13 protein-coding genes are annotated in these 16,659 nt (G+C 64.0%); 11 read left to right on the top strand and 2 right to left on the bottom strand.

Annotated elements, in window-relative coordinates:
• The first annotated feature begins 25 nt into the window (after positions 1-25).
• From cyoA to LL972_RS15370, 8 genes are all read left to right on the top strand, one after another.
• Positions 26-961 (top strand): ubiquinol oxidase subunit II, encoded by a 936-nt coding sequence (cyoA, locus tag LL972_RS15405; protein ID WP_228328335.1) that lies wholly within the window; start codon positions 26-28, stop codon positions 959-961.
• The gene (gene cyoB / locus LL972_RS15400; protein WP_016901525.1) at positions 961-2,961 is read left to right on the top strand and encodes a cytochrome o ubiquinol oxidase subunit I; all 2,001 of its coding nucleotides are present in this window, start codon (positions 961-963) and stop codon (positions 2,959-2,961) included. The genes cyoA and cyoB overlap by 1 nt, the downstream gene beginning before the upstream one ends.
• Positions 2,958-3,587 (top strand): cytochrome o ubiquinol oxidase subunit III, encoded by a 630-nt coding sequence (cyoC, locus tag LL972_RS15395; RefSeq protein WP_006450194.1) that lies wholly within the window; start codon positions 2,958-2,960, stop codon positions 3,585-3,587. The genes cyoB and cyoC overlap by 4 nt, the downstream gene beginning before the upstream one ends.
• Positions 3,587-3,922 (top strand): cytochrome o ubiquinol oxidase subunit IV, encoded by a 336-nt coding sequence (cyoD, locus tag LL972_RS15390; protein WP_228328334.1) that lies wholly within the window; start codon positions 3,587-3,589, stop codon positions 3,920-3,922. Before cyoC ends, cyoD begins: the two co-directional genes overlap by 1 nt.
• Before the next feature lie 188 nt (positions 3,923-4,110).
• Complete coding sequence (locus LL972_RS15385; RefSeq protein WP_228328333.1) at positions 4,111-5,991, top strand: M61 family metallopeptidase; 1,881 nt, start codon at positions 4,111-4,113, stop codon at positions 5,989-5,991.
• Positions 5,992-5,998: 7 nt separating this feature from the next.
• Positions 5,999-6,322 (top strand): hypothetical protein, encoded by a 324-nt coding sequence (locus LL972_RS15380; RefSeq protein WP_228328332.1) that lies wholly within the window; start codon positions 5,999-6,001, stop codon positions 6,320-6,322.
• A 6-nt stretch (positions 6,323-6,328) separates the two neighbouring features.
• Entirely contained in the window at positions 6,329-7,720 is a 1,392-nt protein-coding gene (gene radA / locus LL972_RS15375) for a DNA repair protein RadA (RefSeq protein WP_115047760.1), read from the top strand.
• A 298-nt stretch (positions 7,721-8,018) separates the two neighbouring features.
• The gene (locus LL972_RS15370) at positions 8,019-8,405 is read left to right on the top strand and encodes a DUF805 domain-containing protein (RefSeq protein ID WP_016901521.1); all 387 of its coding nucleotides are present in this window, start codon (positions 8,019-8,021) and stop codon (positions 8,403-8,405) included.
• Positions 8,406-8,817: 412 nt separating this feature from the next.
• Here LL972_RS15370 and LL972_RS15365 read toward each other — a convergent pair whose 3' ends face one another.
• Entirely contained in the window at positions 8,818-9,597 is a 780-nt protein-coding gene (locus tag LL972_RS15365; protein WP_228328331.1) for a winged helix-turn-helix domain-containing protein, read from the bottom strand.
• A 490-nt stretch (positions 9,598-10,087) separates the two neighbouring features.
• Positions 10,088-10,411: a hypothetical protein gene (locus LL972_RS15360; RefSeq protein ID WP_228328330.1), complete on the bottom strand. Its 324-nt coding sequence runs from the start codon at positions 10,409-10,411 to the stop codon at positions 10,088-10,090.
• A gap of 96 nt (positions 10,412-10,507) precedes the next feature.
• Between LL972_RS15360 and LL972_RS15355 the strand changes: the two genes are divergently transcribed.
• The 3 genes from LL972_RS15355 to LL972_RS15345 all read left to right on the top strand — a co-directional run bounded on the left by LL972_RS15355 (position 10,508) and on the right by LL972_RS15345 (position 16,299).
• Positions 10,508-11,863, top strand: a complete 1,356-nt coding sequence (locus tag LL972_RS15355) for a helix-turn-helix transcriptional regulator (protein ID WP_228328329.1) — start codon at positions 10,508-10,510, stop codon at positions 11,861-11,863.
• 218 nt (positions 11,864-12,081) lie between these two features.
• Complete coding sequence (locus LL972_RS15350) at positions 12,082-13,950, top strand: ATP-binding protein (RefSeq protein WP_228328328.1); 1,869 nt, start codon at positions 12,082-12,084, stop codon at positions 13,948-13,950.
• Positions 13,951-13,974: 24 nt separating this feature from the next.
• Entirely contained in the window at positions 13,975-16,299 is a 2,325-nt protein-coding gene (locus LL972_RS15345) for a hypothetical protein (RefSeq protein ID WP_228328327.1), read from the top strand.
• The last annotated feature ends 360 nt before the right edge of the window (positions 16,300-16,659 follow it).

The following is a 16,659-nucleotide window of genomic DNA, read 5'->3' as shown; positions in this document are numbered from 1 at the left end:
CGTTCCTTCGCACTTGGATCGACCGATGATTCCGTTGAAACATCTCGGGCGTGTACTTCGTCCAGGCCTGATGCTGCCGTTCCTGCTGTTGGCAGGCTGCAACTCGGCCATTCTCAATCCGAAAGGCCAGATCGGCCACGACGAGAAGCAGCTGCTGATCACCTCGGTCGTGCTGATGCTGATCGTGGTCATCCCGGTGATCGTGATGACGATTGCGTTCGCGTGGAAATACCGCGCGTCCAACACGAAGGCGCGCTACGAGCCGGACTGGTCGCACTCCACTGCCATCGAAGTGGTGGTGTGGTCGATCCCGTGCGTGATCATCCTGGTGCTGGCAGTGCTGACCTGGCGCTCCTCGCACGCGCTGGACCCGTACCGGCCGCTGGATTCGGACGTCAAGCCGATCACCATCGAAGCGGTGTCGCTGGACTGGAAGTGGATGTTCATCTACCCGGACCAGAACATCGCCACGGTCAATGAAATCGCCTTCCCGGTGCATACGCCGCTGAACTTCAAGATCACCTCCGACACGGTGATGAATTCGTTCTTCATCCCGCATCTGGGCACGATGATCTACGCGATGGCCGGCATGGAAACCAAGCTGCATCTGGTGGCGAACGAGCCGGGCGAATACTTCGGCCTGTCGACCAACTACAGCGGTCACGGTTTCTCGAATATGAGCTTCAAGGCGCACGCGACCGACCAGGCCGGCTTCGATGCATGGGTGGCCAAGGTCAAGGCATCGCCGACCGCGTTGAACGCCGCCGAGTACCAGGTGCTGGCAGCCAATCGCAACGACAAGGAACAGTATCCGGTCACCTACTACTCGTCGGTGCAGGACGGCATGTTCCGCTCGCTCGTCGACAAATACATGAATGGTCCGGGCCATAACAAAGGCCATGGCGACCATCAGGCAGCGGCTGCAGAGCCGGTTGCCATGTGCACTTCTGGAGACAAGTGATGCTAGGCAAACTTACGATCGAGGCGGTTCCGTACCACGAGCCGATCATCATGGTCGCACTCGGTGGTGCCGGCCTGCTCGGCCTGCTCATCGCGGGCGCCATCACCAAGTACAAGCTGTGGGGCTACCTGTGGAACGAGTGGTTCACCTCGGTGGATCACAAGCGCATCGGTGTGATGTACATCATCGTGGCGCTGGTCATGTTGCTGCGCGGCTTCGCCGATGCGGCGATGATGCGCACCCAGCAGGCGCTGGCAGGTAACGGCGGCGAAGGTGTGCTGCCGCCGCATCACTACGACCAGATCTTCACCGCGCACGGCGTGATCATGATCTTCTTCATGGCCATGCCGTTCATGACCGGCCTGTTGAACCTGATCGTGCCGCTGCAGATCGGTGCGCGCGACGTGGCGTTCCCGTTCCTGAACTCGCTGAGCTTCTGGCTGTTCGTGGCCGGTGCGGCGCTGATCAACATCTCGCTGGGTGTCGGCGAATTCGCCCAGACCGGCTGGCTGGCGTATCCGCCGTTGTCGGGGCTGGAATACAGTCCGGGGGTCGGCGTCGACTACTACATCTGGGCGCTGCAGGTCTCAGGCCTGGGCACCTTACTGACCGGCATCAACTTCTTCGTGACGATCATGCGGATGCGCGCGCCGGGCATGACCCTGATGCGCATGCCGATCTTCACCTGGACCGCGCTGATCACCAACATCCTGATTATCGCCGCATTCCCGATCCTGACCGTGGCGCTGGCGCTGCTGGGTGCCGACCGTTACCTGGGCACGCACTTCTTCACCAATGACGGTGGCGGCAACGCCATGATGTACGTCAACCTGATCTGGATCTGGGGTCACCCGGAAGTCTATATCCTGATCCTGCCGGCGTTCGGCATCTTCTCCGAGCTGATCGCGACCTACAGCCGCAAGCGCCTGTTCGGCTACACCTCGATGGTCTACGCCACCTCGTGCATCGGCGTGCTGTCGTTCGTGGTGTGGTTGCACCACTTCTTCACCATGGGCTCGGGTGCCAACGTCAATGCCTTCTTCGGCATCACGACGATGATCATCTCGATCCCGACCGGCGTGAAGATCTTCAACTGGCTGTTCACCATGTTCCGCGGTCGTGTGCACATGACCTCGCCGGTGCTGTGGACGATCGGCTTCATCATCACCTTCACCATCGGCGGCATGACCGGCGTGATGCTGGCGATCCCGGCCGTGGACTTCGTGCTGCACAACAGCCTGTTCCTGATCGCGCACTTCCATAACGTGATCATCGGCGGCGTGGTGTTCGGCTACCTGGCCGGCCTGACCTACTGGTTCCCGAAGGCGTTCGGCTTCAAGCTCAACGAGAAGATCGGCAAGGCCTCGTTCTGGTGCTGGATCATCGGCTTCTTCGTGGCCTTCATGCCGCTGTACGTGCTCGGCTTCATGGGCATGACCCGTCGCATGAACACCTACAACCACCCCGAGTGGGCGCCGTGGCTGTATGTCGCCGCGGCCGGTGCTGCAATCATCGGCCTGGGTATCTTCCTGAACCTGGTGCAGATCGGTTACAGCGTGTGGAAGCGCAAGGAGCACATGGACTACACGGGCGATCCGTGGGATGGCCGCACGCTGGAGTGGGCCACCTCCTCGCCGCCGCCGTTCTACAACTTCGCCGTGCTGCCGCACATCGACGACCGCGATCAGTTCTGGGCCGACAAGCAGAATGGCAAGGGCTGGGTGCGTCCGTCCAAGTACGAGGCGATCCACATGCCGCGCAACACCGGGGCAGGCGTGTATATCGGTGCCTTCAGCGTGCTGATGGGCTTCGGTCTGATCTGGCACATCTGGTGGCTGGCCATCATCGGCCTGGTCGGCATGATCGGCAGCTTCATTGCGCGCACCTTCGATGACGACATCGATTACTGGGTGCCGGCCGACGAAGTGGAGCGCATCGAAAACGCGCGCTTTGCCCTGCTCGAACAGCAACATGCGGCGCAGGCCGCGAAGGTGGTATGACCATGTCTTCCTCGACCACGCTTGACCACGCCGCCCACGCGGGCGGCCACGACGACCACGAACATCACGACGCCGGTGGCAACACCGTCTTCGGGTTCTGGGTCTACCTGATGAGCGACTGCCTGCTGTTCGCCGGCCTGTTCGCCACTTATGCGGTGCTCTCGGGCGCCACGGTGGACGGACCGACGGCCAAGGAGCTGTTCGACCTGAAGTTCGTGCTGGTGGAAACCTTCCTGCTGTTGTTCAGCAGCCTGAGCTTCGGCGTTGCGATGATCTCCGCGCACAAACGCAGCATGACCGGGCTGTACGCCTGGCTGGGCGTCACCGCACTTCTGGGTATTGGCTTCCTGTGCATGGAAGTGTGGGAGTTCAATCACCTGATCCATGAAGGGGCGGGTCCGGGGCGCAGCGCGTTCCTGTCGGCCTTCTTCACCCTGGTGGGCACGCACGGCCTGCACGTGGCCTCGGGCCTGTTGTGGATGGCAGTGCTGGTGATCCAGATCTCCAAGAACGGCCTGACCCCGCGCAACAGCACGCGTCTGGCCTGCCTGAGCCTGTTCTGGCATTTCCTGGACATCATCTGGATCGGTGTGTTCACCGTCGTCTACCTGCTGGGAGCGCTGTAATGGCCAATCACCACGCGCATGAAACCGCTGCCGACGCACATGCCGGCGGCCTGAAGTCCTACCTGATCGGCTTTGTGATGGCCGTGATCCTCACCGTCATCCCGTTTGCGATGGTGATGAGCGGAGCGTTCTCCAAGGGTGTCACCGTCATCGTGATCTCGCTGATGGCCGCGGTGCAGATGCTGGTGCACATGGTGTACTTCCTGCACATGGACCGCTCGCCCGAGCAACGTTCCAACTTGCAGGTGGGCCTGTTCTCGTTGCTGATCATCGGCATCGTGATCGTGGGTTCGCTGTGGGTGCTGCACAACATGAACGTCAACATGATGCATTGAGACGGCATGGCGCCCGATCCGGGCACGCCGGATCGACGCATACCGGACAGAACGAAGCCGCCAGGTCACTGGCGGCTTTTTTTTTGGCGTGCGAATCGGTGCGCAGCATGACCTATGGCATACGGGGGAAGCGCAGGCAGGCGCTTAGCATCGTGGGCTTGCCTGTTCCAGGTCCCTGCGGAGTTGCGATGAAGATCCCCACCTTGTTGTCCGTGTCGTTGCTGGCGGCACTGTCGTTGCCTGCGGCCGCACAAACTGCCGCGCCGCAGGACGTGCCGTTCGACGGAACCTTGAAGATCGACGTCGATGCCACCGATCTGGCCCACCGCATCTTCAAGGTCAAAACCACCATGCCGGCCAAGCCCGGCCCGATGACGCTGCTGTATCCGCAGTGGATTCCCGGCAATCACTCGCCGACCGGGCCGATCGACAAGCTGGCCGGTCTGGTGATCAAGGTCGATGGCAAGGTGGTGCCGTGGAAGCGCGACCAGTTCGATGTGTACGCCTTCACCGTGGACGTGCCGCAGGGTGCCACCGAGCTGACGGCCGAGTTCAAGTTCCTCTCGCCGCAGGCCCCCAACCAGGGCCGGGTGATGATGACCCCGGAGATGCTCAACCTGCAGTGGAACACCACCGCGCTGTATCCGGCCGGCGTGTTCGCACGCAACATCAAGGCCCAGGCCAGTGTCACCTTGCCAGCCGGCTGGAGCTATGCCACGGCACTGGAAACCGACCGCCGCGTTGGCGACACGGTGACCTTCAAGCCGATCGATTTCGACGACCTGGTCGACTCGCCGATGTTCGCCGGCAAGTACTACAAGCGCGTGGAGCTGAGTGTCGGCAAGCAGCCGGTCTACCTCAACGTGTTCGCCGACGAAGCCAAGTCGCTGGACGCCAAGCCCGAGCAGATCAAGGCGCATGCGTCACTGGTGCAGCAGATGGACAAGCTCTACGGCGCGCGCCATTTCGATCACTACGAATTCCTGCTGGCGCTGACCAAAAAGCTGGGTGGCATCGGCCTGGAGCATCACCGCTCCAGCGAAAACAGCGGCGTGCCGACGTACTTCACCGAGTGGGACAAGAGCTGGACCGGGCGCGACCTGCTCGCGCATGAGTTCAACCATTCCTGGAACGGCAAGTACCGTCGCGGTGCCGACCTGGCCACGCCGAACTTCAATGTGCCGATGGGCGACAGCCTGCTGTGGCTGTACGAGGGCCAGACCCAGTTCTGGGGCGAGGTGATGGCCGCGCGTTCGGGCCTGTGGACGCAGGACCAGGCGCGCGAGATGCTGGCCGGCGTGGCGGCGAGCTATGAGCGCGGGCGCCCCGGCATGGCCTGGCGCACCGTGCAGGACACCACCAACGACCCGACCATGTCGATGCGCCGGCCAAAGGCGTACCGCAGCTATCAGATGAGCGAGGACTACTATTCCGGCGGCCAGATGATGTGGCTGGAAGTGGACAGCAAGCTGCGCGCGTTGACCAATAACAAGCGCTCCATCGACGATTTCGGCAAGGCGTTCTTCGGCATGAAGAACGGCGACTGGGACGTCAACCCGTACACCTTCGATGACATCGTCGCCACGCTCAACGGCATTGCCGCCTACGACTGGGCCAGCCTGTTGCGCAGCCGCATGGACGGGCATGGCTCGTTGAACGGGGGCATCGAGGCCAATGGCTGGAAGCTGGTCTACAACGACGAGCCCAATCTGGCCACCAAGGCCGACGAGAGCGACGACAAGGATGCCAACCTGGCCTATTCGCTTGGCGTGTCCTTGAAAGCCTCTGGCGAGATCGGTGATGTGCTGTGGGACGGTCCGGCCTTCAATGCCGGCCTGATCGCCGGCAACACCATCGTGGCGGTCAACGGCCGCGCCTTCAGCAGCGAGGTGATCAAGGACGCGATCAAGGCGGCCAAGGGCACCACCGCGCCGATCGAACTGCTGGTCAAGCGCCTGGATCGCTACGACACCGTGCGCATCGATTACCACGGCGGCCTGCTGTATCCGCATCTGGAGCGTATCCCCGGCAAGCCGGACCGCCTGAGCGAGTTGTACAAGCCGCGCTGAGCGGCGCTTGCCCGCCAGCAGCCGTTCGAGCGAGCAGTGGCAAAACCTAGCGCTGCATGACCGATTGCGATCGATCATGCAGCGCCAGACGCTGTTTTTCGTCGGTAGCGATGCCGGTGCCGGCCGATCGAAAGACAGCGCGCCAGCCAAGTGCTCGGCGGCATCGATGTGTCCAAATGAAAACGCAGCAGCGGAAATGGATGGTTGCATCCAATCCAGTGGAGCCGTCAGCCTGGACGATTCCCGATTCCCGATTCCCGATTCCCGAGCCAGCGTCGCGCATCCTGAGACCAACGCCGACTATCCTGTCGCTCCAGAAGCGATGGGTTAACTGACGATGGCGAAGGCGAAAACGGCCTATGTCTGCGGCGAGTGCGGCGCCGAGTACACCAAGTGGCAAGGGCAATGCACCGAGTGCGGGGTGTGGAACACGCTCAGCGAGATCGTGCTCGAAAGCGCCACGCCTGGCGGCAAGGCCTCGCCTGCGGCATCGCGGCGTAGCGGCTGGGCCGGCAAGGCCGAGGCGCCCAAGATCACCGCGCTCAAGGACGTGCAGCAGTCCGAGCAGGCGCGCGTGTCCACCGGGATCGGCGAGTTCGATCGGGTGCTGGGCGGCGGCCTGGTCGAGGGCGCGGTGGTGTTGATCGGTGGCGATCCGGGCATCGGCAAGTCGACATTGTTGCTGCAGGCGCTGGCGAGCATGGCCAGCACGCTGCCGGTGCTGTACGTGACCGGCGAAGAATCGCTGGCGCAGGTGGCCGGGCGCGCGGTGCGGCTGGATCTGCCGTTGGAAGGCTTGAATGCGCTGGCCGAAACCGGCATCGAAAACATCCTGCAGCATGCCAGCGTGGCGCGGCCGAAGTTGATCGTGGCCGACTCGGTCCAGACGCTGTGGACCGAGTCGCTGACCGCGGCGCCGGGCTCGGTCAGCCAGGTGCGCGAGAGCGCAGCGCGGCTGGTGCGCTATGCCAAGGAGACCGGCACCGCGGTGTTCCTGGTCGGCCATGTGACCAAGGAAGGCGGCATTGCCGGCCCGCGCGTGCTGGAACATATGGTCGATGCGGTGCTGTACTTCGAAGGCGAGAGCGGTAGCCGGTTTCGCCTGTTGCGCGCGTTCAAGAACCGCTTCGGTGCGGTCAACGAGCTGGGCGTGTTCGCGATGGGCGAGAAAGGCCTCAAGGAAGTCTCCAACCCGTCAGCGATCTTCCTGTCCGGCGGCAGCACCCAGCAGCCGGGCAGTTGCGTGATGGTCACCCGCGAAGGCACCCGGCCGCTGATGGTGGAGGTGCAGGCACTGGTGGACGCCTCGCCGCTGTCCAATCCGCGGCGCGTGGCGGTGGGGCTGGAGCAGAACCGGTTGGCGATGCTGCTGGCGGTGCTGCATCGCCATGGCGGCATCGTGGTGGGCGACCAGGACGTGTTCGTCAACGTGGTCGGCGGCATCCGCGTGCAGGAAACCGCCGCCGATCTGCCGGTGCTGCTGGCGGTGCTGTCCTCGCTGCGCGACCGGCCACTGTCCGAGAAGACCATTGCCTTTGGCGAAGTGGGGTTGTCCGGCGAGATCCGGCCGGTGCCCAATGGCGAGGATCGTCTGAAAGAGGCCGCCACCCATGGCTTCAAGCGCGCGATCGTGCCCAAGGCCAACGCGCCCAAGGTCGCCAGCATCAAGGGCATGGAGATCGTCGCGGTGGAGCGGCTGAGCCAGGCACTGGAAGCGGCGGCCGAGTGATGCCGGCGTGGGATGGGAGCGACTGTCTGCACAGGGCATCGCGCTGCAGGCGATGAGCTGATCTCTCCCCTGCGCAGGGCGCCACCCAGCGCAGCGCCACGCCGGAATTACATGAGTGAAGTTTTGGGCTGGCCGCCGCCAGCTCCGGCGACCGTCGGTCGGCCAGCAGGGCGCGGTATGCCGCCTGCCGGTAAGAAACCGTTTTCAGCAGAGGGCGGCTATGGCAACATGCGCGGCCCGTTGCACGGTGCACCGGATCACACATAGCGCCCACTGCGCGTCACCAGGAGAAAACACGATGGAATGGATGTTGCTGCCACTCAAGCGCTATGCCGACTTCAATGGCCGCTCGCGCCGCAAGGAATATTGGATGTTCATGCTGCTGCAGGCGATCGTCCTGCTTGTACTGGGCGGCCTTTTCGGTATCGCGGCTGCACTGATGGGCGGTGAGAATGGTCCTGGTGCACTGGCATGGCTGGTCGCTGCCGTCATGGGCATCGTCGTGCTGGCACTGATCGTGCCGAGCATTGCAGTGACCGTGCGTCGCTTGCACGACCAGGGCAAGTCCGGCTGGTTCTATCTGATCAGCCTGGTGCCTTACGTCGGCGGGTTCATCGTGCTGGTCTTCATGTGCCTGGAAGGTACGCCCGGCCCGAACGAGTACGGCGAGAATCCCAAACAGTAACCGGCTGCAAGGCCTGATCGAACAATGGCGCGGGGAATCCTCCGCGCCATTGTCGTTTTTGGAGAGAGCCGGCCGGCGGAGACTGCCAACAACATGCGCGTGTTCGCGTGCGGCATTCAGCTCGATTGGGCACTTTAATTGCCCGCAAAAACGTATCAGTCTCGCCTGGTTGTAGAAAACATTAGACCCGCAGTACGCCACGGTCTGTTCGTGTGTTCAATACATTATTGAATTATTGAGCGGATACGTTTTTCCACTCGACCTGGGAGCTGGCGAACGCCTCTTCCAGCAAATGCCTGAGCAGATCAACGCATGGCACCGGACAACTCACTGCACTGCAGGTGCCGATGGCAGGCAGCAAGCGCGGGTCGTTGCCGATCGCCGCGCTGCCGCTCTTGCAAGGCCGCATTGGTCAACAGGCTGCCGCATGATGGGCGGTGCTGGGGCTGACCGTCTTGCCGGGCGCGTTCTTGTCGGGCGTAGCCAGTTCCAGCTTGTAACCATGCGAATACACGGTTCTGATGCGCACCACGCCGCTGTGATTGCATAGCTGCAGCTTCTTGCGCAGCTTGTAGATGTGCTGCTCCATCGTGCGATCGGTGAACTCGGTGTGGCTGCCCCACACCGCCTTGGCCAACTGGCAGCGGCGGAAACATACGCCGGGGCTGGAAAACAACAGCCACGCGATCGAGAACTCGCGTGCGGTCAGCACGATCGGCTTGCCGTGCAGATACACGGTATTTTCGTCGCGGATCAATTGGTAGGGACCAACACTCAGCTGCTGGCTCTCGGGGCATGCTTCGGCCACCGGCGAAAGCGCCAATGCCGCGCGCACATGCAGTTCGTGGGAGTTGAACGGCAGGGCGAGCACATCGTGTGCGCCTGCGCGGTACCAGGCCAGAATGTCGTGGGCACAGTCGAAACGCCCCAGCACGATCAGCGGCGTGGGATGGCCGCTATGGCAGCGTTGCCAGGCCAGCAGCGAGCTGTCGTCCGACGCGACGCAGGTCGCGTCGAAGATCAGCAGCTCGCAAGGGGAATGCCGCAGCGAGCGCAGAAGTTCGAGTTCGTCGGAAAACACCGCAAAACTCGGGGCGAGCGGTGCGAGGCTCGCATTGACCTGCGATGCCAGACGCGCGTCCTGCGTCAACAGGAAAGCCGATCCTTGCTTGCCGGGAGGGTTGCCGTGCATCAGCCGGCCTTCCCATGTCTGCACACGTACCAGTCGTACGTCGGATGCCTGTTGCGGACAGCAGGCGCCAATACAAAACCCACATGTATAGATAAGTGCATCGCCATCGCCTTCGGCTCCCAGGGGATCCGGCCTGAGGCCGGACGAATGATATGTACCATTGCGGAGGCAGAAAGTTTCACTGCTGCGTACTTTTCTTCGGCTTTGAGTAGGCCGGCTTTAACGTACGCTCATTTAGGCGCAACGCAGCTCTTACGTAGAGGGCATGCGTGGTCGGTGACTAACAAAATTCCGACATTGAGCAACGCGCTGGCCGGTCGATCCGGCGAAGCAACACGCATGATCGCTGATTCATTCGCTTGCGTGCCCAGGTCTATACCACGGTATTGCGATTTGCACATGATTGAAGCGCGCGTGGAATATCTGGGCCATCCGTCGATGCAACGGAACGCGGTAGCGGTGGTTTGAAGTGCATCTTTCATTTACTGAACTACCTTGCACGCAGCCATCGTCGCGTCATGCCAGGACAATGGTCAAGCTGCTCAGAGACTGGGTGTTTGAGCAGGCCCGCGATTCCTTTTTTGGCTGCAGCCTTGTCTTCAATACGGCTTCGCATGGCATGCAATGTCCTATGCAGGCCGCCGACGGCGGTATGCAAAAAGTGCCCTTTATCTGCACGTCGCATAACTGGCTTGCAGGAAGACAGAGTGAGAATTTTTGATTTTCTTAGTGCCTTCGAGTGAGAGATTCCATTGGATCCGCTGCATACAATCGTTTGCGCCAGCCAGACCGGCGCATTGTTGTTTTTGCTCATCCCCCTATGAGAGAGCCCGGCATGATCCTTTCAACCTACTTCGCGGCAATCTCTGCGTTGTCGTACGCAGACCGTCTTCCTATCTATACAAGCAGGATGCTGGTTGGTGCCTGGCCGCAAGGTCTGCAACATCTTCAACAACGCCGTGACGGCCAGGCTGCCCCGGATGGCGCCGACGATGAAGTCAGCCTGCTCGGTGCCAGCGGCGACGCGCTGTTGATCCTCGAATACCAGGAGGAGGCCGAAGATGCCTACCGCCACGCCTTGAAGGCGATGCGTGGGCATCAGCGCCAACTGCGGCTGCTGTCCTGCCGCAACACTGCCTGGTTGATGCTGAGCCAGCGTCGCCTGAGCGCTGCATTGAATTGCTTCGCACAGCTGGCGATGGACCGCGAGACGCCGCCCTGCCTGTGCGGGGAGAGCCTGCTGGGCAAGGCGCTGACCCACTTCCATCTGGGCCAGAGCACGCTGGCACTGCAGACGCTGGAACGTGCCAACGAAGCGCTGGCGGAACTGGACACCGGCGCAACCGAGTGGCTGCGCATCGCCAACGCGCTGCGTCTGGACATGATTGCGCAGCTGCGCATCCGGCGTGCCGACCGGATGAGCGATCACGTGTTCTGGCAGGCCACGCTGCGCCAGGAGGATGCGGCGCACGCGTTCGAGCCCAACGAGCTGCGCGCCTGCATCGCCGACCTGGCCGAGAGCATGCCGGTGCTCGCCCAGCGCATGCGCCACGTGCGCAATCTGTTGCGCATTGCCGGTGGCGATACCTTCGGTTTCGATGCGCAGATCGATGCGCTGCCGGCCGCCGCCGCCGGTTGCCCGCCATGCGCCCGGCAGGATGCGCAGGTGGAGCTTGCGCTTGCCGCATTGGCGGTGGGGCGCGCGGATCTGGCAGAGCGCGCCCTGGCCGGTGCCGGCCGGCACCACGCGCCGCGCTGGAATCTGGAGTTCGAGTATTGCCAGGCCAAGATCAGCCAGGCGCTGGGCAAGACCGAGCAGGCGCTGTTGCTGTACAACCGCTACGCGTTGGGCGCGGTGCAGTGCCTGCGCAGCGAGGTGCAGGCGCCGCGGCTGCTGGAAAGTGGCACGCCGGCACATGTCAGCGACGACATCTCCGCGCGGCTGCCGGCCAAGTATCGGCGCGCCTACGCCTACATGATCACCAATGCGCACCGCTCGGATCTGTCGATCAACGAGGTGGCCGCGCAGATCGGCGTGACCGGGCGCGCCTTGCAGCAGGCGTTCAAGTCCGCCACCGGGCTGTCGCCGACCCAGGTGCTGCGGCGTTACCGCATGCAGAGCATTCGCGACGAACTCCTGGCCGAAGGCGGCTGCGGCAGCGTGCTGCAGGCGGCGAGCCGCTGGGGCGTGGGCAGCCGCTCGGCCTTGGCCAAGGGCTATCGCCAGCATTTCAATGAGGCACCGATGGAAACCTTGCAGCGCTAAGCCGTTGCGCGCCACGGCCATGCGTCAACGCAGGCCGTGGCGCGTCGTTTCCGCGAGGTGTGCTGCGGTGGCGGCCGCGCGCCTGCCACGGGCTGAAAGCTCATAGTGTGACGCGCGTGCGTGTGGCGCGGCTTGCGGCTATCCTGTGCGGCTCGCACTGCCACCCAGGAAGGCGCGTCCGAGGATGGGCGTGGCCGCCAAGGAAACGACGAACGATCATGCAAGATCACACCTCCGAGGCGACGGACGCCTCCCAGATCCGCCGCGCAGGCGTCGATCTCAACGGATTGATGTCCGTTCTCAGCAAGCATCTGTATTCCACGCCGGTGGTCGCGCTGCGCGAGCTGGTGCAGAACGCGCACGACTCGATCCTGCGTCGCCGTCTGGAACAGCCCGACTGGCAAGGCGAATCGCGCATCGAGGTGCATGCCGACGCTGGCCAGGGCGTCGTGCGCATCATCGATACCGGTGCCGGGCTGACCCAGCAGGAAATCCACGATTATCTGGCCACGGTCGGCGTGGGGTATACGCGTGGCTTGCGTCAGGGCGGACATGAGGACAGCGGCCTGATCGGCATGTTCGGGCTGGGCTTCTTGTCGGCCTTCGTGCTGGTGCGCCGCGTCACCGTGCGCACCACCTCCTATCAGACCCCCACGCTTGGGCATTGCTACATCTCCAGCAATGCCGAGCAATACACGGTCAGCCCGATTCCGGCACGCGCGCAGGTCGGTACCGAAGTGGTGCTGGAACTGCATGACGACTATCTGTCGCTGGCCCAGGAAGCACGGCTGCGCGAGATCCTGTCGCGCTATTGCGCGCTGTTGCGCGAGCCGATCTGGATCGGTGGCGATACCCAGGCGATCAATCCCGAGCCGCCGCCGTGGCGCATGCACGATGCGGTGCCGTTGCATCCGGTGCAGGCCTGGCGGCGTCAACGCGAGTTTGCCGCGCGTTTCGAGCGCAATTTCGAGCCCTTGTGCTGCATGCCGGTGCGTGCGGAGGAGGGCAGCGATGCGGTGGGCCTGCTGTGGGTGCAGGACGGGGCCACCTACGGCACCAGCGACAACCGCAACCTGTCGGTGTTTCTGCGCGGCATGCTGCTGGACGACAATGCGCGCGAACTGCTGCCGCCCTGGGCGGGCTTCATCGGCGGCGTGATCGAGTCCAATCGCTTGACGCCCACCGCCAGCCGCGAAGATCTGCAGCGCGATGCCACCTACACGGCCGTGCAGCATGCATTGTCCGAAGCCCTGGTTCAGGGCCTGGCAGATGTGGCGCGTCAGCAGCCGGAAGCCTGGCGGCGCATCCTGCTGCGTCACAACGAGGCATTGCTGGGCGCGGCGCTGTGCGACGAGCGCTTGTTCGAGTTGCTGATGGAACACGTGCGGGTGCCGACCTCGCAGGGCGAGCTGCCGGCGCAGCAGTTGCCGGCGCGTGGCGCGGTGCATGTGATCCTGGATAGCGACAGCGGTTTCGAAGAAATGCTGTTCCGCGCGATGGGCGTGCCGGTGGCCTACGGAAACCGCTATGCGGTGGTGCCGTTCCTGCGCCGCTGGGCGCAGGCCAAGGGCGTGCGCCTGGTCGAGCTGGGCACCGAGCAGGGCAACCGGCAGTTGTTCGAGCTGGATACACTGCCGGCCGACGAACTGGCCTGGCTGGAACAGCACCTGGGCGATGGCGAAGCGCTGGTGCCGGCACGTTTCAGCCCCGAGGCACTGCCGCTGGTGGTGGTGCCCGACCGCGAGGCCGAACTCAAACGCCGGCTGGAGCAGGACGAAAACGACAAGCGCGTGTCCACCGCTGCGCTGCGGCTGGCCCGGCAGTTCACGGCGGGGATCCAGGCGCGGCAGACCCAGCGGCTGTATCTGAATCTCGATAACCCCGCATTGCAGGCGCTGCTGGCGGCGCAGCGCGCCGGCAATCCGCAGGCGGCGGTGGCCGCGCGGCTGCTGCGCTCACTGAAGGTGATCGTGTCGGCGCAGGGGCGCACCCAGCCGCAGCCCGGTGCCAATGCATCGGGCGGATCGGATTTGAACCAGGCCTTCGGCGCTCTTGCCGAGGCCGTGACACAACTGCTGGCGCGCTGAGCGCCGCATCGAAGGAGCGACACGATGGAAATCTGGAACTGGGTAGAGAAGCTGCAGGACGATCTGGGCGAGGCCGGGCAGCCGCAGAATGCGCAGCTGCTGACGCGCCTGACCGACCATATCTGCGACCTGCAGATCGAACGCGCCGAAGCGCTGTTGCCCGAGGCGCGTGCGCTGGGCAAGACGCTGGCCAATCCGTGGCTGGAGGTGTTCGTCGGGCATTGGGAAATGCGCAATCGTGTCGGCAATCTCTGCGAAGGCGAGCGTGCGCTGAGCGATGCGGTGACGCTCTTCGAACGCGCGCATCGCGCCGATGCGGTGGAGTGCCCGCAGTCGGTGTGCGTGACCCAGGACCTGGCCGCGTGCTACGCCAATATCGATGGTCCGGGCTGGGTGGAAGAGCGCATCGAGGTGTGCGAGGAAACGCTGGGCCGCATCGATCCGAGCTGGTCGTGCTACCAGTGCCTGAGCTGCGAAAAAGCCGACGCCTTGCTCGACGATGGACGCGGCGAGGCGGCACTGAGTTATCTGGAAGCGCAGTCGCAGACCATTGTTGCGCATGGCGGGCAGATCTACGACGGTGTGCCGGACATGCGCATCTCGATCCTGCTCTCGCTGGGCCGCGCGCAGGACGCGCTGGCACTGATCGAGCAGCGCGAGCGCGAAGCTGCGCGCGAAGGGGTGGAGTGGGCCAATTGCAGTCAGCCGCGGCGCTTGCAGAAAGCCCGTGCATTGGCAATGTTGAATCGCGACGATGAAGCACTGGAAGCCTTTCTGCCGTGGCGCGAGGTCGCGCCACGCTATCGCCTGCACTGGTTGCGTGCGGTGGTGGTGCTGGTATCGCGCCAGCCTGAGCGCAACACCTGGGATCTGGGCAGCCGCCTGCAGGTGATGCTGGATCATTACGCGCAGGTCGGGGCGCATCGCATCCTGATCGACGCGGCCGAGCTGGCGATCGAGCTGGCGTTGCAGCGTGGCGCGGTGTGGACTGCGCGCCGGCACCTGGCGCTTGCGCGCACGCATGTGCCCAAATTGCGCCAGGACCGTGGCGCCACCCAACTGCTGGACGGCCTGGCTGCGCGCATCGAGACCGCACCGGCGGGCGAGCCGGCGCCGGTGCCGGCTGAGCAGTTGCTGGAATGGCTGGATGCGCAGGCCGAAGACGTGGCGCGTAACCCCGAGCGCGAAGCGCAGTGGTTGCTGCAGGCGGTGGCCGAGCGCCCCGACGATGCCGAGTTGGTGGACACCACGGCGTCGGCATTGAGCGCGTGTGCGGCCGACGATGAGGCGATCGCGCTGCTGTGGGCATTCGTGCAGCGGCATGCCGACCGCGAAACCAGCCCGACCTTCCGGCTGATGAATCTGTTGCTGGGCCGCGGCGACGAAGCCGGCATGCGTCGGCTGGCGCAGCTGTATCGTCCGCTGGTGCCGGTGGCGGCGCTGTGGTGCGAGGCGCAGCTGGCCCAGCGACTGGCCGACTGGCCGGCGCTGGAGCAGGCCTGCACCGCGTTGCTGGAGCTATCGCCCGGCTCGCATGGTGTGCGTGGCTTGCTGGGGCGCATGTATCTCAACACCGGCCGCTTCGCCGAAGCCACCGAAGTGTATCGACAGCTGACCGAGTTGATGGAAGAACCGCGCTCCGCGCATTGGGATCACATGACTGCGGCCAGCGCGGCGCAGCAGTGGGACGCGGTGCGCACCTCGGCGCTGGCGCTCGGCATGGAGCTGAGCAGCACCAGTGGCGTGGTCGAAGAAACCTGGGGTTGGGTGATCGTGCGCTGCGTGGATGACGGCGAGGCAGCCGAGTACTACGCGCGGCGCACCGGCCCGGTCACCGCGCGTATCGTCGAAAATGCACCGGCGCATCGGCGCCAGCATGTCGGCGACTGGGTGGTGTTCGATGCGGAGTTGCTGTATCCGCCGCCGGAGGACGAGGCCGAGCGCGAGCGTTTCGTGCCGACCTATGCACAGGTGCATGTGCTGGAGGCGGGCGGTTACGGCAGCAGCTGGCTGGTGGATGGTGTGCATCCCGGCGAGCAGGCGATCGACGCCTTGCGGCAGGACATCGAAGCGCGTGGATGGAAACTGTGGCTGCACAGCCGCGACGACTATCGCGTGATCGATCCGGCGCACGCGGACGCATTCGACCCGGAAGATACGAGCACGGGTCTGCCGGGCGTGCTGTTCACCGTGGCGCTGCCGGAAGCGGCAGCACCGCTGGAACTGCATCGCGTCCTACTGGCCACAACCGCGCAGTGGGCGCATCCGATGTGCTGGCTGCGCCTGGCCGAGGCCTGCGATCAGGATCCGCGCCCGCATCTGGAGGCGGTGGAGCGCTACGGGCTGTAGGGCGGCGATCAAGCTCGTCGTGCTGGCGCGGCGCTGATGTGGTCGCCGATGGAGTGGGGATGGGGCATTCGGGATTGGCATGCGTGGTTTGCATGCCAACTGCCATGTCGCCAGCGATGGTGACATTCCGAAGCACCTGCAGACCAGCAGGCCCTCCGCATTTCTTTCCGCAACCGCCAGCAACTGGTGGTGCTTGCGCGCGTGCCGGCGTGGGACCTTGAGCGGCATGGATGCCGCGCCAGAGCCTACAAGGACGTACTTGCGGCGTGTCCCACGCTGGTACGCGTGCAAGCGCCCGCCGTAGACCGAAGCTTCTACGTAGCACCGGCAGATCTCATGCGCAGGGTTGGTCGGTGTGCG

The sequence above is a fragment of the Xanthomonas campestris pv. asclepiadis genome, from assembly GCF_020784175.1.
Taxonomy (GTDB): Bacteria; Pseudomonadota; Gammaproteobacteria; order Xanthomonadales; family Xanthomonadaceae; genus Xanthomonas; species Xanthomonas campestris_D.
The sequence above is the reverse complement of the archived record's forward strand: the minus strand, read 5'-3'. Positions and strand labels throughout refer to the sequence as shown.

What these genes read in the sequence shown, in the direction of transcription:
- radA (WP_115047760.1), top strand. Translation starts at nt 6,329, where the DNA reads ATGGCGAAGGCGAAAACGGCCTATGTCTGCGGCGAGTGCGGCGCCGAG.
- LL972_RS15355 (WP_228328329.1), top strand. Translation starts at nt 10,508, where the DNA reads ATGCTGGTTGGTGCCTGGCCGCAAGGTCTGCAACATCTTCAACAACGC.
- cyoC (WP_006450194.1), top strand. Translation starts at nt 2,958, where the DNA reads ATGACCATGTCTTCCTCGACCACGCTTGACCACGCCGCCCACGCGGGC.
- LL972_RS15370 (WP_016901521.1), top strand. Translation starts at nt 8,019, where the DNA reads ATGGAATGGATGTTGCTGCCACTCAAGCGCTATGCCGACTTCAATGGC.
- cyoA (WP_228328335.1), top strand. Translation starts at nt 26, where the DNA reads ATGATTCCGTTGAAACATCTCGGGCGTGTACTTCGTCCAGGCCTGATG.
- cyoD (WP_228328334.1), top strand. Translation starts at nt 3,587, where the DNA reads ATGGCCAATCACCACGCGCATGAAACCGCTGCCGACGCACATGCCGGC.
- LL972_RS15345 (WP_228328327.1), top strand. Translation starts at nt 13,975, where the DNA reads ATGGAAATCTGGAACTGGGTAGAGAAGCTGCAGGACGATCTGGGCGAG.
- LL972_RS15365 (WP_228328331.1), bottom strand. Translation starts at nt 9,597, where the DNA reads ATGCACGGCAACCCTCCCGGCAAGCAAGGATCGGCTTTCCTGTTGACG.
- cyoB (WP_016901525.1), top strand. Translation starts at nt 961, where the DNA reads ATGCTAGGCAAACTTACGATCGAGGCGGTTCCGTACCACGAGCCGATC.
- LL972_RS15350 (WP_228328328.1), top strand. Translation starts at nt 12,082, where the DNA reads ATGCAAGATCACACCTCCGAGGCGACGGACGCCTCCCAGATCCGCCGC.
- LL972_RS15385 (WP_228328333.1), top strand. Translation starts at nt 4,111, where the DNA reads ATGAAGATCCCCACCTTGTTGTCCGTGTCGTTGCTGGCGGCACTGTCG.
- LL972_RS15360 (WP_228328330.1), bottom strand. Translation starts at nt 10,411, where the DNA reads ATGAGCAAAAACAACAATGCGCCGGTCTGGCTGGCGCAAACGATTGTA.